At 66.1% G+C, this 11817-nt stretch carries 9 protein-coding genes; 4 read left to right on the forward strand and 5 right to left on the reverse strand.

The genetic code is table 11. From position 1 onward, the window contains the following. Positions 1-128 precede the first annotated feature (128 nt). The 3 genes from NRG74_RS07635 to NRG74_RS07645 all read left to right on the forward strand — a co-directional run bounded on the left by NRG74_RS07635 (position 129) and on the right by NRG74_RS07645 (position 4473). On the forward strand, positions 129-1490 hold the full coding sequence (locus tag NRG74_RS07635; RefSeq protein ID WP_017639686.1) for an MATE family efflux transporter: 1362 nt from the start codon (positions 129-131) through the stop codon (positions 1488-1490). A gap of 93 nt (positions 1491-1583) precedes the next feature. Beyond that, positions 1584-3737, forward strand: a complete 2154-nt coding sequence (locus NRG74_RS07640; RefSeq protein ID WP_257706193.1) for a mechanosensitive ion channel family protein — start codon at positions 1584-1586, stop codon at positions 3735-3737. 85 nt (positions 3738-3822) lie between these two features. Then, positions 3823-4473, forward strand: a complete 651-nt coding sequence (locus NRG74_RS07645) for an SGNH/GDSL hydrolase family protein (RefSeq protein ID WP_257706194.1) — start codon at positions 3823-3825, stop codon at positions 4471-4473. Between the two features lie 232 nt (positions 4474-4705). Here the strand turns inward: NRG74_RS07645 and NRG74_RS07650 are convergent, their stop codons facing one another. The 3 genes from NRG74_RS07650 to rlmM form a co-directional block, all read right to left on the reverse strand. Further along, positions 4706-5287 carry an Sbal_3080 family lipoprotein gene (locus NRG74_RS07650; RefSeq protein ID WP_257706195.1) on the reverse strand — a complete coding sequence of 194 codons (582 nt, stop codon included), beginning with the start codon at positions 5285-5287 and terminating at the stop codon, positions 4706-4708. Positions 5288-5362: 75 nt separating this feature from the next. Beyond that, positions 5363-5602 (reverse strand): sulfurtransferase TusA, encoded by a 240-nt coding sequence (gene tusA / locus NRG74_RS07655; RefSeq protein WP_064308061.1) that lies wholly within the window; start codon positions 5600-5602, stop codon positions 5363-5365. A gap of 271 nt (positions 5603-5873) precedes the next feature. Next, positions 5874-6935: a 23S rRNA (cytidine(2498)-2'-O)-methyltransferase RlmM gene (gene rlmM / locus NRG74_RS07660; RefSeq protein ID WP_257706196.1), complete on the reverse strand. Its 1062-nt coding sequence runs from the start codon at positions 6933-6935 to the stop codon at positions 5874-5876. Positions 6936-7132: 197 nt separating this feature from the next. Here rlmM and acnA point away from each other — a divergent pair, with 197 nt between their 5' ends. Beyond that, positions 7133-9832 carry an aconitate hydratase AcnA gene (gene acnA / locus NRG74_RS07665; protein ID WP_257706197.1) on the forward strand — a complete coding sequence of 900 codons (2700 nt, stop codon included), beginning with the start codon at positions 7133-7135 and terminating at the stop codon, positions 9830-9832. Between the two features lie 48 nt (positions 9833-9880). Here acnA and NRG74_RS07670 read toward each other — a convergent pair whose 3' ends face one another. Both NRG74_RS07670 and NRG74_RS07675 read right to left on the reverse strand, forming a co-directional pair. Next, a complete protein-coding gene (locus tag NRG74_RS07670; protein ID WP_257706198.1) occupies positions 9881-10774 on the reverse strand; it encodes a LysR family transcriptional regulator in 894 nt (297 codons plus the stop codon). Positions 10775-10848: 74 nt separating this feature from the next. After that, entirely contained in the window at positions 10849-11808 is a 960-nt protein-coding gene (locus NRG74_RS07675; protein ID WP_257706199.1) for an ABC transporter substrate-binding protein, read from the reverse strand. Between the last annotated feature and the right edge of the window lie 9 nt (positions 11809-11817).

Below are 11817 nucleotides of genomic sequence, written 5' to 3' on the forward strand. Positions count from 1 at the left end.
CTGGGCACTCGCAAGGGCGGGGACCGGCACTTTAGCAGGCATCCCGCACCAGGCAATGGTCGCCGCGAGGCTTGTCACGCCGGCCATGAGGACTAGACTATCGGCCCCGAAGCTGACCGAACGATCAAGTGACCTCCTCCCTGCCCCGTATCAGACGTGAATTCGGCGCCCTGCTCTCCCTGGCCGCGCCCATCGTCATCGCCCAGCTCTCCCATTCGGCCATGGGCTTCGTCGACGCCGTCATGGCCGGTCGCGTCGGCCCGCTGGACCTCGCCGCCGTCGCCCTGGGCAACTCCGTGTGGATTCCGGTGTTCCTGCTGATGACCGGCATCCTGCTGGCGACCACGCCCAAGGTGGCCGAGCGCCACGGCGGCGGCCGCAGCCAGGAGATCGGTCCGCTGGTGCGCCAGGCGCTGTGGCTGGCCCTGGGCTGTGGCCTCATTGCGAGCCTGCTGCTGCTCAACGCCCGCCCCCTGCTGGTGGCCATGCATGTCGACGCCCAGCTGATTGGCCCGACCCTGCTCTATCTCAAGGGCATCGCCATGGGCCTGCCGGCCACCGCCTTCTACTATGTGCTGCGCTGCTTCAGCGACGGCCTCGGGCGCACCCGGCCGGCGATGCTGGTGGGCATCGCCGGTCTGGCGCTGAACGTGCCGCTGAACTGGATCTTCATCCATGGGCACCTAGGGCTGCCGGCCCTGGGCGGTGCTGGGTGCGGCTTCGCCTCGGGCACGGTGATGTGGGCGATGCTGCTGGCCATGCTGGCGATCATCCGCACCGAACGCTATCGCGCCTGCGCCCTCTTCGCCCGCTTCGAGCGGCCGCACGGCCCAACGCTGCGCGCCCTGCTGGCCATCGGCGTACCCATCGGCATCGCGGTGTTCGCCGAATCCAGTATCTTTTCCGTGGTGGCCCTGCTGATCGGCGAGCTGGGGCCGACCGTGGTCGCCGGTCACCAGGTGGCACTCAACTTCTCCGGCCTGGTATTCATGGTGCCCCTGGCGCTGGGGATGGCGGTGACCGTCCGCGTCGGCCAGGCACTGGGTCGCGGTGAGCCGCGCGAGGCCCGCTTCGCCGCCGGCGTCGGCATGGCCGCGGGGCTGCTCTGCGCCTGCGTCTCCTGCACCCTGATGCTGACCGCGCGCACCTTCATCGCCGGCCTCTACTCCCAGGACCTGGCGGTGATCCAGCTGGCGGCCTCGCTGCTGGTGTTCGCCGGTATCTTCCAATTCTCCGACGCCATCCAGGTCACCGCCGCCGGCGCCCTGCGCGGCTATCAGGACACCCGGGCGACCATGGTCATCACCCTGCTGGCCTACTGGGGCGTGGGCTTGCCGGTGGGCTGGGCGCTGGGCCTGAGCGACTGGTTCGGGGCACCGCGCGGCCCAGCCGGGCTGTGGCAGGGGCTGGTGCTGGGCCTGACCTGCGCGGCCATCCTGCTGTCGGTGCGCCTAGCCCGCAGCGCCCGTCGACGCATCCACAGCGCCTAGCGCGCTGCCCTTGCTACACTGGCCACCTCGTCGCGGACGGCTGCTCTGCCGACCGGGACGAGGGTTTCCCTCTTTCGTGAGCGTGCGGCTACGATGATCTTTCGCCTGCTTCAACTCCTCTGTCTCTGCTTTCTGCTCATCGGCCCGGTCCAGGCCGCACTGCCCGGGCTGCCGGGTACCCAGAAGGACCAGGTCGATCCGCAATTCGGCCAGTCCCTGGACCAGGTCATCAAGACCCTGGAAAGCGAGCAGCAGCGCAATCGCCTGCTGGCGGATCTCAAGAAGCTGCAGGCGGCCCAGGCCAAGGCCGAACCCAGCGCCTCCCAGGGCGTGATCGGCCTGATCACCGACACCATGACGGTGGTCGAGCAACAGCTGCAGCGCGACAACCTGCGCCAACGCTGGCAGTACCAGCTGGAGCAGGCCGGTGCCGAACTGGCCGCACTGGCACCGGCGCCCGAGCAGCGCCTCAACCTGCTCTCCGGCTTCGTCATCACCCTGGCCTTCTGGGCCGGCTGCGCCCTGGGCTTGAAAAGCATCAGTCACCGCCTGCGGGTGAGATTCGGACTGGCGGAGGAGTTGCCGCTCCAGCCGCGGACCCTGGATCTGGTGCGTTTCGCCCTGCGCAAGCTGGCGCCCTGGCTGCTGGCCTTCATCCTGACCCTGGTGGTGTCCCTGTGGCTGCCGGATTCACTGGGCAAGACGGTGGCCGTCGCCCTGGCCTATGCCGCCGTCACCGGTCCGCTGTTCGCCGCCACGGTGGTGGTGATCTGCTCCCTGCCCAGCGGCGCCCATCGCAACCGCGCCCTGCTGATCCTGCGCCGACGCGCCTTCCGTCCCCTGTGGATCATCGGCAGCCTGGCCGCTCTCGGCGGCGCCGCCAGCGATCCGCACCTGGCCGAGACCCTGGGGCCCCACCTGGCCGCCGTCATCGCCATCGGGGCCAATATCTGCGCGGCGCTGCTCACCGCCCAGTTCGCCTTGAGATTCCGCCGCCCCATCGCCCACCTGATCCGCAACCAGCCGCTGGCCAAACGGCAGGCCCTGCGTGGCCTGCAGGGCGTGCGCCACCTGATCGCCCGGCTCTGGCACCTGCCGCTGCTGATCCTGGTGGCGGTGTCGGTGGTGGCCACCTTCGTCTCCGCCGGCGACACCAGCGATGCCCTGCGTCGCGCGCTGCTGTTCGCCGTGACCATGGGCGCCGCCCTGGGCCTGAATGCGTTGGTGCGGGCGCGGCTGCTGCGCCGCCGGCCCAGTGGACGCATCCAGGAGGCCTATGCCGAACGGCTGCGCGCCTTCTTCGTGCTGGTGCTGGGCATCGTCATCTGGCTGGTAGGCATCGAGCTGGCCCTGCGCGCCTGGAATCTCTCGCTACTGAGATTCAGCCAGGGCGACGGCCATGCGGTCGCCAGCAAGTTCTTTGGCCTGGGCGGCACCCTGCTGCTGGCCTGGCTGGTGTGGATCCTGGCCGACACCGCCATCCACCGCGGCCTCAATCTGCACCGCGTCAGCCCCAACAACGCCCGCGCCCAGACCATGTTGCCGCTGATCCGCAACGTGCTGTTCCTGACCATCTTCGTCATCGCCCTGATCGTCGCCCTGGCCAACATGGGCGTGAACGTCACTCCGCTGCTGGCCGGTGCCGGCGTCATCGGCCTGGCGGTGGGCTTCGGCGCTCAAAGCCTGGTGGCCGACCTCATTACCGGGCTGTTCATCATCATCGAGGACTCCCTGGCCATCGGCGACTATGTCGACGTCGGCAACCACCTGGGCACCGTGGAGGGCCTGACCATCCGCACCGTGCGGTTGAGGGATATCGACGGCATCGTCCACACCATCCCCTTCAGCGAGATCAAGAGCATTCAGAACTACTCGCGGCAGTTCGGCTACGCCATCTTCCGCTTGCCGATCCCCCAGGCACTGTCGGTGGACAAGGCCATCGAGATGGTCCAGGAAGTCGGCCGCTCGCTGCGCCAGGACCCGCTGATGGGCCGGGACATCTGGTCACCGCTGGAGCTGCAGGGGGTGGAGAGCTTCGATTCCGGCATGGCCATCCTGAGATTCCGTTTCAAGACTGCGCCGATTAAGCAGTGGGAGGTCTCGCGGGCCTTCAACCTCAAACTCAAGCGCTACCTGGACGACGCCGGCATCGAACTGGCCTCGCCACGCATGAACGTGCGCTACGAGGTAGGCGGCTCGCCACTGGACCAGGCGACGCGGGGCAGCGAAGCGCCGAGCGAAGGCTGAGGTCGCTGCAACGACCGTCGGTTCTCGCGGCGCCGCGGAAAAGCCTCTAGGGTGGACGTCACTCTGTCCTGGCGAGGTCCCCGACATGCCCCTGCGTACCCTGCTCTGCTATGGCGACTCCAACACCCACGGCACCCGGCCGCTGACCCAGCCCGGCGTACTCGAACGCTTCGACTGGGACGAACGCTGGACCGGCATCCTGGCGCGCGGCCTGGGCCGCGACTGGCGCGTGATCGAGGAAGGCCTGCCGGCACGGACCACGGTGCATGACGACCCCATCGACGGCCACCACAAGAACGGCCTCAGCTATCTCCGGCCCTGCCTGGAAAGCCAGCTGCCCGTGGATGTCCTGCTGCTGATGCTGGGTACCAACGACCTCAAGGCGCGGCTGTCGGTGACGCCCGCGGACATCGCCAGTGCCCTGCAGGTGCTGCTGGAAGAGATCAAACGCTGCAATGCCGGCCCGGACGGCGCTACGCCCAGGCTCATCGTCATGGCCCCGGCGCCCATCGAGGAAGTGGGCTTTCTCGGCGAGATCTTCGCTGGCGGCGCGGCCAAGTCTCGCCAACTGGCCGCACGCTATCGCCAGGTGGCCAAGGCCCAGGGCGCGGCCTTCGTCGATGCGGGCGAGATCATCCAGGTAAGTCCGGTGGACGGCGTGCATTTCGAGGAGGACCAGCATCGGCGGCTGGGAGAGCATCTGGTGGGCGTGGTCAAAGGCTTGGATGCTGCCTAAGCGTAGGCTGGACAACGGCATGCCCTCGTTCACGGGTTCGGGGCTCGACGGTGGAAAACGCTGCGCGGTTTTACACGTTACGGGGTGACGGGCATCGTCCTGTTGGGCTTCGACGATGGAGCCGTCTCAACCCAACCTACGAAAGCCAACCCCGTGCGGTGGGGCCTTGGCTACGCGTCGTAGGTTGGGCTGAGCGTAAGCGAAGCCCAACGTTACGGGCTCGACATTGAAGTCAGCGATCCAGACCAAAGCGCTGCCGAAGCGCACGGTACTGATTGCTGTAGTCCTGATAGCTGAGGTTTTTTGCCTGAAGCGCAGCCAATTCGTCTTCAAAGGTCAGCCCGGCAGCTGCGGAGGTAGGGACAGCACTCGGGGTCAGTCTGGTGACAGGTGCGGGAGGCATCTGACCCAAGAGCTCATCTACCACCGGATTGATCTTTGTTGCGGTCCCCTGCCACTTCATAAGGGAGAAACCACCCTTACCCCGCAGGTGATAGTCAGCCTGACCCACCAGGCGCCCACTGGCGTCACGCAGGGTCAGCTCGGCAGCTGATAAGTAAGGCACGCCGTCCCAGGTTTGCCGCGCGGTGTACGCAAGAATGTATGGGCACTCGCGTGGCACCTGCGTATAGCTCTCGGTAGGCACACTGTGCCGAGCAAAGCCGGCCCGGACCACGGGGAGAAAGTCCTTCACCCAAACCGCAGGATTCTCCTGGATACATACCAGATCCGGGCGTACGGCGACGGGCTGGACCTGTACCGACGTGCACCCCGCGAGAATGAGCGAGACAACACCCAGCATCCTGGCTTTCATAAAAAGGCTTCCTTGCTTGCTAGATCATTTATTGTGAGCTAATTCACAATATCAAAGCGAGCTTTCGCGCAACCCTCACTCCACCTTCTTGCGAATCCAGTACAGATAACGCCCGTCCCCTTCGCTCTTTTCCACCAGTTCATGACCGAGGAAGACGCAGAACTTGGGGATGTCGCGCTGCGTGGAGGGGTCGGTGGCGATGACCTTGAGCAGGGCGCCGGGGGCGATGTCGCGCACCTTGTTGTGCAGCATCATCACCGGCTCCGGGCAATTGAGCCCGCTGGCATCGAGGGTGGCATCGGCTTCGAGGGTCATCGGTACTCCAGAAAACGCTAAAAATAGATATCGAGTAGGCGCGAGAACCTGTGCAAAGTTTCGCGAGCTAAAGACAGGCAAGGCGCAACGACCAGCGAGAGTAACAGCCAACGGCTGGCCCGAAGGGTGAGCGCCAGCGAATAAAGCCGTCGAGGAAGCGCAGTTTACGAGTGTAAATGAGCATTTCGACGGGTCCACCTCAGGGCGGGCGGGCGATCCAGGCGGTTTTCAACGCACCCTGGCCAACGCATAGCAAACTTTGGATAGGTTCTCAGGGTTTCCGATCCAGCCGGCGCAGATGACAGGTCACTTCCTCGCGGTCGTGGTAGAGCTGCTTGCAGCCGATGACCACGCGCTGGCCGCGATCTTCGAAATGGTCGCGCAGGCGTTCGAGGATGCTGGCCACTTCGCGATAGCGCTGCTTCATCGGCAGCTTGAGATTGACCACCGCCTCGCGGCAATGACCTTCGCCGATCCAGCGCTCGATCAGCGCCGCGGTACGCGCGGGCTTCTCGACGATGTCGCAGACCATCCAGTCCACCGGGCGCTTGGGAACATAGGCATAGCCGTCGACCTGCAGGTGCTCCACCAGGCCGCTGTCCATCAGCGTCTCGTTCATCGGACCATTGTCCACCGCCGTCACCAGCATCTCGCGGGCCACCAGCTGCCAGGTCCAGCCACCAGGCGCTGCGCCCAGGTCCACGGCACGCATCTCCGGCGCCAGACGGGTCTCCCATTCGGCGCGGGGAATGAACTGGTGCCAGGCTTCTTCCAGTTTGAGCGTCGAGCGACTGGGGGCCTCGCGAGGAAACTTCAGCCGTGGGATGCCCATGGGCCAGAGCGCGGCGTTGTCCGCCTCGACCACGCCGACGAAAACCTCGCGACCACTGAGAAAGGTCAGCTGCAGGCGTGGCGCCCGGGCATCGTCCACCAGACGACCTGCCTTGCGCAGCGCCAGGGTCAGGGGGCGCTCGAATTTCTTGCAGAAGGTGGAGAGCGCCTTGCCGTCATTGGTATCGGGCATCTCCAGAGCCAGGCTGCCGCAGACGGGATAGCTGGCCAGCAGCTCCAGCAGCGGACCGATGCGGTCCTGCTCGGGCAGGCTGAGAAAGGCGCCACGAGACCACTGACGAGGGAAGATCAGCTCGCCGAAGGTGATGTTCTGCATCAACCGGGCGGCACCCTCGGCGTCGCCACAGACGAATTCCGCATAGGCCGCACCCGGCTTGCCCTTGGCGTAGCCACTCACGCCGAGCAGCGCCGCCCGCTCGCCGAGCTCGGCGCAGACCTCGCCTTCGAATCCGGTACGGCACAGCAGCAACAGGGTATTCACGACAGGGCTTCCTCAAGGGGTCACGCAGGGCGCGCACTATACCCCAGCGCGCCCGCTGGGGAACGCCAGCGGCGCCTATCGGTCCAGTACTACACCTAGAAAAATCAGTCCGCCCAGCGCTGGTACGGGTCTCCTTCACGTTTCGAGGCTCGTACGGCCAGCGGGCAACCGTCGAAGCGTCGATAAGGAGACCCCTGATGCCAGCCCTGGACAGCCTCAAAAGCCTCAAGACCCTGCAGGTCGGTGAGCGCACCTACCACTATTACAGCCTGCCCGACGCGGCCCAGACCCTGGGCAATCTCGACAAGCTGCCCAAGTCCCTCAAGGTGCTGCTGGAGAACCTGCTGCGCTGGGAAGACAACCAGACCGTTACCGGCGAGGACCTTCAGGCCCTGGCCGACTGGACCAAGACCCGCTCCGCCAATCGCGAGATCCAGTACCGGCCGGCGCGGGTGCTGATGCAGGACTTCACCGGCGTACCGGCAGTGGTCGACCTGGCCGCCATGCGCGAAGCCGTGGCCAAGGCCGGTGGCGATCCGCAACGCATCAATCCGCTTTCCCCCGTCGATCTGGTGATCGACCACTCCGTGATGGTCGATCGCTACGCCAGCGAAAACGCCTACCATGAGAACGTCGAGATCGAGATGGAGCGTAACGGCGAGCGCTATGCCTTCCTGCGCTGGGGCCAGAACGCCTTCGACAACTTCCGCGTGGTCCCGCCGGGCACCGGCATCTGCCATCAGGTCAACCTGGAGTACCTGGGCCGCACCGTCTGGACCAAGGACGAGGACGGCCGCACCTATGCCTTCCCCGACACCCTGGTCGGCACCGACTCCCACACCACCATGATCAATGGCCTGGGCGTGCTGGGCTGGGGCGTCGGCGGTATCGAGGCCGAGGCGGCCATGCTCGGCCAGCCGGTGTCCATGCTGATCCCCGAGGTGGTGGGCTTCAAGCTCACCGGCAAGCTGCGCGAGGGCATCACTGCCACCGACCTGGTGCTGACCGTGACCCAGATGCTGCGCAAGAAGGGCGTGGTGGGCAAGTTCGTCGAATTCTTCGGTGATGGCCTGGCCACCCTGCCCCTGGCCGACCGCGCCACCATTGGCAACATGGCGCCGGAGTACGGCGCCACCTGCGGTTTCTTCCCGGTGGACCAGATCACCCTGGATTACCTGCGCCTGTCCGGTCGCCCCGAGGAGACCGTGCAACTGGTGGAAGCCTACACCCAGGCTCAGGGCCTGTGGCGCAATCCCGGCGACGAGCCGGTATTCACCGACGTGCTGGAGCTGGACATGGGCGAAGTCCAATCCAGCCTGGCCGGCCCCAAGCGACCGCAGGATCGTGTGCTGCTCGGCGAAGTCGCCAAGACCTTTGGCGATTTCACTGCCCTAGCACCGAAAAAAGCCGAGGCCCCCAAGGCTGGCAGTGGCGTGGAAGTCCAGCTCGACGGCCAGACCTTCCAGCTGGAGGACGGTGCCGTGGTGATCGCCGCCATCACCTCCTGCACCAACACCTCCAACCCCAGCGTGATGATGGCCGCCGGTCTGCTGGCGAAGAAGGCCGCCGAGAAGGGCCTGATGCGCAAGCCCTGGGTGAAGTCGTCCCTCGCCCCCGGCTCCAAGGTGGTGACCGACTACTACAACGCCGCCGGACTCACCCCCTATCTCAACGACCTCGGTTTCGATCTGGTCGGCTATGGCTGCACCACTTGCATCGGCAACTCTGGTCCGCTGCTCGATCCCATCGAAAAGGCGATCCAGGACGCCGACCTCACCGTGGCCTCGGTGCTCTCCGGCAACCGTAACTTCGAAGGCCGGGTGCATCCGTTGGTCAAGACCAACTGGCTGGCCTCGCCGCCGCTGGTGGTGGCCTATGCCCTCGCCGGCAGCGTCAAGGTCGATCTGACCCAGGAGCCGCTGGGCACGGGCAACGATGGTCAGCCGGTCTATTTGAAAGACGTCTGGCCCAGCCAGCAGGAAGTGGCCGACGCCGTGCAGAAGCTCGACACCGCCATGTTCCACAAACAATACGGCGCCGTCTTCGACGGTGACGAGAAGTGGCAGGCGATCCAGGTGCCGGACGCCGAGACCTATGTCTGGGATGCCGACTCCACCTACATCCAGAATCCGCCCTTCTTCGAGACGATTGCCGGCGATCCGCCGCGTATCGCCGACATCCACGATGCTCGCATCCTGGCGTTGCTGGGCGATTCGGTCACCACCGACCACATCTCCCCTGCCGGCAACATCAAGAAGGACAGCCCCGCCGGTCGCTACCTCGCCGAGCACGGCGTGGACTATGCCGACTTCAACTCCTACGGCTCCCGTCGTGGCAACCACGAAGTCATGATGCGTGGCACCTTCGCCAACATCCGCATCAAGAACGAGATGTTGGGCGGCGAGGAAGGCGGCAACACCTTCCACGTCCCCACTGGCGAAAAGCTGTCGATCTACGACGCGGCCATGAAGTACGAGCTGGAGAACACGCCGCTGGTGATCATCGCCGGCAAGGAATACGGCACGGGTTCCTCCCGTGACTGGGCCGCCAAGGGCACCAACCTGCTGGGCGTCAAGGCGGTGGTCGCCGAGAGCTTCGAGCGCATCCACAGATCCAACCTGGTGGGCATGGGCGTGCTGCCGCTGCAGTTCAAGGACGGCGTCGATCGCAAGTCCCTGGGGCTGACCGGCAAGGAAAAGATCGCCGTGCTGGGCATCGACGGTGTCGAGTTGCGCCCGCGCATGCCGCTGACCCTGGAAGTCACCCGTGAGGATGGCAGCCTGGAAAGCGTCGAGGTGCTCTGCCGCATCGACACGCTCAATGAAGTGAGCTACTTCAAGGCCGGCGGCATCCTGCACTACGTGCTGCGGGAGTTCTTAGCGAAACCTGCGGCCTAAGCAGGCGTTAGCGGACGCCCGGTAGCCAGGCTGCCGGGCGTTCTGCTGTCAGGAGGCTGCCAACAGCTGACTCGCCGCCCGCCCGAAGCCCTCGACCACCTCCTGCAGCGGCCCGAGAAATCGTGGGTGGACCAGCCACAGCTGGATCTCCGGCTTGAAGTCCTTCAAGGGGATCATCGCCAGCCGTTCGCGATGGGCGCTCAAGGCCAGCAGCGGTGCCGGGACCAGGCCAAGGCCCTGGCCATCCGCGACCAGGCCGAGCTGGAGTTCGGTGCCATAGGTTTCCAGGTTGATGCGCAGCGCCTGGCCCTGCTCGGCCAGGGTGCGTTGCAGACTGGCGCGAAAGCCGCAGCCATCGGGATTGAGCACCCAGCCCTGCGTTTGGAGGTCGGCCAGGCGCTTGGGTTTGGCCGGCGCCTGCGCGCGGGCGCAGACCACCTGCAAGGGCATGGCGCCCAGGGCCTGGGCCTCGATACCGTCGGGAAAGACCTTGTTGGCCGGAAACAGCACCAGGGCGCCGTCCAGTTCGCCGTGCTCGATCCGGCTCACCAGTACGCTGCCCCAGCCGGTCGCCACCTGGGTGCGCAGCTCCGGGTAGCGGGTGCGGATGTCTTTCACGGCCTCTAGCAACAGCGCATCGCCCAGGGTCTGGGGTACGCCCAGGCGCAGCAGTCCAGACGGCGGGGTATCACCCGCCACCCGCTCGCGCAGGGCATCCATCTCGCGCAGAATGGCACGGCAATGACCGTAGACCTCCTGACCCAGGCGCGTTGGCTTGAGCGGCTTGGTGTGGCGGTCGAGCAACTCGACCCCGAGATCCTGCTCCAGGCTCTGCAGGCGCCGGGTGATGGCCGGCTGGGTGAGGCCCAGCGTTTGCGCGGCGGCGTTGAGGGAGCCGCTGCGGAGCACCGCGACGAAGGCTTCGATATCGTCCGTCTTCATGAGGAGGCGTCTGACTTCCTGCTGGTGGATATGCGCCTCAAGCATAACGCAACACCTCCCCCGCTGCCCGGTGCTCAGCGTTGCGCCGTCTGCGCGAGCGGGGCCAGGCTCGTGCCGAAGCCATCGTAGAACAGACGGCTGGCGTCATAGCCCTTGACCAGCCCTTCGCCCGCGAAGAAGTCGACGGTGCGCTGCGCCTGGGCAATGGCGGCAGGAGTGACTGGCCCGATGCTGGTGCGGGCACGGGCGAACCAGGCCTGGGCGATGGCCGCATCAGCGCGGGTGCGCTCGGCCCAGGCGCGGGCATAACGCGCCGTATGCGCCGGATCGGCATTGGCCCAGGTCCGTGCCCGTTGCAGCCGCTGCAGGAAGTCGCCGATGGCACGGTGCTTGGCGGCATCGTCCAGGGCGCGCTGGCTGGCCACCACGAAACTCTGTGCCGGGATCAGATCTTCGGCGGTGGTGAGCACCCGGGCGCCATGGCGCTGGGCCTGGGTGACATAGGGCTCCCAGGTGGCGATGGCGTCCACCGAGCCGCCCTCCAGCGCATGGGAGGCATCCAGGGCGTTGAGGTAGCGGAAGCTCACCCGATCGCGCGGTACGCCCGCGCGATCCAGGGCGGACAAGGCCAATTGCTGGCTCCAGGAGCCCTTCCAGATGGCCACCGTCTTGTCCTGCAGATCCGCCAGGCTACGGATGCTGGAATCGCCGCGCACCAGCACTGCCACCCCGTCAAGGCTCTGACGACTGATGCCGACCACCTTGATCGGCGCGCCGAGGGCGCCAAGGAACAGCGGCGGCGCATCGCCCAGCAGGCCCAGGTCGAGGCTGCCGACGTTGAGCGCCTCGGCCACCGGCGAACCGGCGGTGAATTGCTTCCAGTCCAGCTGGTACGGCAGGTCGTCGAGGACACCGGCGGCTTCCATCACGGTACGGGTGTTATAGCTCTGATCGCCCACCACCAGCGTGGTAGCCAACGTCTGGGTAGCGGCGAGCAGGCCGAGGGTGAGGCCAACAAGGGTCTTGCGTAGCATGGGAAGCCT

The sequence above is a fragment of the Pseudomonas oryzihabitans genome, from assembly GCF_024652905.1.
GTDB classification, from domain to species: domain Bacteria; phylum Pseudomonadota; class Gammaproteobacteria; order Pseudomonadales; family Pseudomonadaceae; genus Chryseomonas; species Chryseomonas benzopyrenica.